The sequence below is a fragment of the Acrocarpospora catenulata genome (assembly GCF_018476525.1).
Taxonomy (GTDB): Bacteria; Actinomycetota; Actinomycetes; order Streptosporangiales; family Streptosporangiaceae; genus Acrocarpospora; species Acrocarpospora catenulata.
This window is the reverse complement of sequence record NZ_JAHCST010000141.1, coordinates 1-2,364: the sequence shown is the minus strand read 5'-3', so window position 1 is coordinate 2,364 and position 2,364 is coordinate 1. Positions and strand designations below refer to the sequence as shown.

The 2,364-nt window shown below is 66.5% G+C and carries 4 protein-coding genes; 3 read left to right on the top strand and 1 reads right to left on the bottom strand.

Annotated features, from left to right (window positions below; genetic code table 11):
• Positions 1–208 (bottom strand): hypothetical protein (locus KIP79_RS46045; protein WP_214111411.1); only part of this gene is annotated, 208 nt, incomplete at its 3' end.
• A 218-nt stretch (positions 209–426) separates the two neighbouring features.
• Between KIP79_RS46045 and KIP79_RS46040 the strand changes: the two genes are divergently transcribed.
• The 3 genes from KIP79_RS46040 (at position 427) to KIP79_RS46030 (ending at position 2,299) form a co-directional block, all read left to right on the top strand.
• Positions 427–1,296, top strand: coding sequence for a hypothetical protein (locus KIP79_RS46040; RefSeq protein WP_214111410.1), 870 nt, complete (start codon positions 427–429; stop codon positions 1,294–1,296).
• 94 nt (positions 1,297–1,390) lie between these two features.
• Positions 1,391–1,666 carry a hypothetical protein gene (locus tag KIP79_RS46035; protein ID WP_214111409.1) on the top strand — a complete coding sequence of 92 codons (276 nt, stop codon included), beginning with the start codon at positions 1,391–1,393 and terminating at the stop codon, positions 1,664–1,666.
• A 24-nt stretch (positions 1,667–1,690) separates the two neighbouring features.
• Complete coding sequence (locus KIP79_RS46030; RefSeq protein WP_214111408.1) at positions 1,691–2,299, top strand: alpha/beta hydrolase; 609 nt, start codon at positions 1,691–1,693, stop codon at positions 2,297–2,299.
• The last annotated feature ends 65 nt before the right edge of the window (positions 2,300–2,364 follow it).

Here is a 2,364-nt window from a genome sequence, read left to right as displayed (position 1 = left end):
GATCGTCGTCCGCCGGGCCCACCGCCGCCGGCGGCGAACCCGGCGGCGGCGCGCAGGTGCCCAGCCACACCCGGGTGCCTCCCGGCCCGCCGGTGATCTGGAACAACAGCGGCGCCCCGTGCCCGTACAGCCCGGTGATCAGGTCGGTTGTGCGTGCCCGCCACGGCTGGTTCGGTACCCGCGGCCGCGCGGGCTGCCCGCGAGTCACGCGGCCGATCCCGCTGACTCTCAGCAGCCGCCGTGACTCCGACATAGGTACGACGAACGGCCCCTGAAGCTGTGGTAAGCCAGCCATGCGTTGCAGGTAATCGACACTGTGCGTGGAAACCGCGCCGTGCACGCCGCCCCCCTGTGAAACAAACTCCCAAAAGCTTACGAATACTGGTACGTCAACACACTGCCATGCCATGACCCGAGGGGATACAGGTGGAGGAGCAACTCGTACGTTGCCAAGCGTGTGGATGGGACAACCGGGCCGGATCGGCCTTCTGTGGACAGTGCAAAGCGCCGCTGTCGGCGACAGGGAAGCGCCCAGGAGATTTCGCAAGCTTCGAAGGCTTCAACGGCACATCCATTAGGGGCACCGTGCGCGGCTTCCAGCAACGGCGCGAAACGCCGGCGGTGCAGCCGAAGAATATGCGCCTCGAGATCGTCGTGTGGAGCTTCCGTATCGACCGCCACGACGACAATGGCAACCGGCTGACGCCCGTACCGGTGGAGATGCGGGGCTGGTCATTCTCCGGTGCGGTGAGCGACGGCGACGAGGTCGAGATCAGCAGCGGCCGCGAGCGCAGCGGCCTACGGCGCACGGATATGCTCATGAACCACACTACGGGGGTTCACGTACACGCCACGGCGATCAGGACGTCGCTTCGCCTGCTCTTCGGCAGGGAGGCACGACAGCGAAGCAGCGTCGGCACCCCCGCCTCATCCGCGCGCGGCATCGTACGGGGCTTTCAGCAGTCGCAGCAACAGCCGGTGCTCCGATTGATCAAACTGAACACAGACAAAGAAATATGGCATTTTCGTCTTGAGCGCCATGATGACGAAGGTAACCGGCTCCCGAACGTCCCGGTAGAGATGCGCGGCTGGCGATTCTCAGGCGCGGTGGCCAACGGTGATGACGTAGAGGTCCACGGCAGCCCGCGCAACGGCACATTACGCGCTCGCGCCGTGTGGAATCACACCACCCAGTCCAAGGTACGCGCAGTGTCGCGCACGATCGTGTTACGTCTCATCTTCCTCGGCATCATCGTGTGCATCGTGTTACCGGTGCTCATGAACATGACGCGCTAGTATCGCGTGTCTGATGTCCTTGGACGGATGGCTTTGGCGAGGATCTGGCCTGAGTTCCACAGCTAATCGGGAGCTCTGGGCGCTGAAGAGCCGTTTGACCATCCAGCTGTCCAACGTCAGGGGCGCCACCATCGACCCCGGCATTTCCCAGGAGTACAAGGGCATCCGCGCCCCGGGCACCTACTTTCCCGGCGTGATCACCGCGGGCTCCTTCCGCCTCGACGGCGAATGGGTTTTCTGGGACGTCCACAACCCCACCAAGGCCATCGTGATCCAACTGGCCGATGAGCGTTACGCCCGCCTTGTCATCCAGGTGGACGACCCCCGTGCCGCCGTCGCCCTCATCGAGGGCGCCATCGCCCGGTCCTGACCGCCCGACAGTTAGGAATCTCCAATGCTCCTGCGCCGAGTCGCGCTCACCCTGTCCCTGACCGCGGCCACGACGGTCACGGCCCTCCCCGCCCAGGCGGGCCCGCGATTCGTCGCGGCCCAGGACCGCGAGGTGGTGTTCACCGTCGAGGGCACCCGGACGTACGGCACCCTGCACGTCCCCGCGCACCGCGCCGGACAGCGGATGCCGGCCGCGCTGCTGCTGCCCGGCAGCGGGCCCACCGACCGCAACGGCGACCAGCCGCCGGCACTGACGCCACGTACCCTGGCGAAGCTGGCGACCGCGCTGGCCGACGACAAGATCATCACATTGCGCTTCGACAAGTACGGCAGCGGCCAGACCGGCCTCGGCGCGTACGCGGGCCACCCGGAGACCATCGACTTCCCGGCTTTCGTACGCCAGGCGGCAGCCGCGTACACCCTCCTGCTCCGGCAGCCGGAAACCGACCGGCGGGCCCTGCTCGTGATGGGACACAGCGAAGGCGCGCTCACCGCGCTGCTGCTGGCCGACCAGGTACGGCCACGCCCGGCGGGACTGGCACTCCTGCAACCTCAGAGTGCGTTGCGCGAGCATATGCCTGTGATGTCGCTATGTGATCGCATGGATTTGTAGCGTTACCGCCGGCCGGTGGGGTCTGCTGTGCTGGGATGGCCGGGTGACCGAGCGTAAGCCGTACC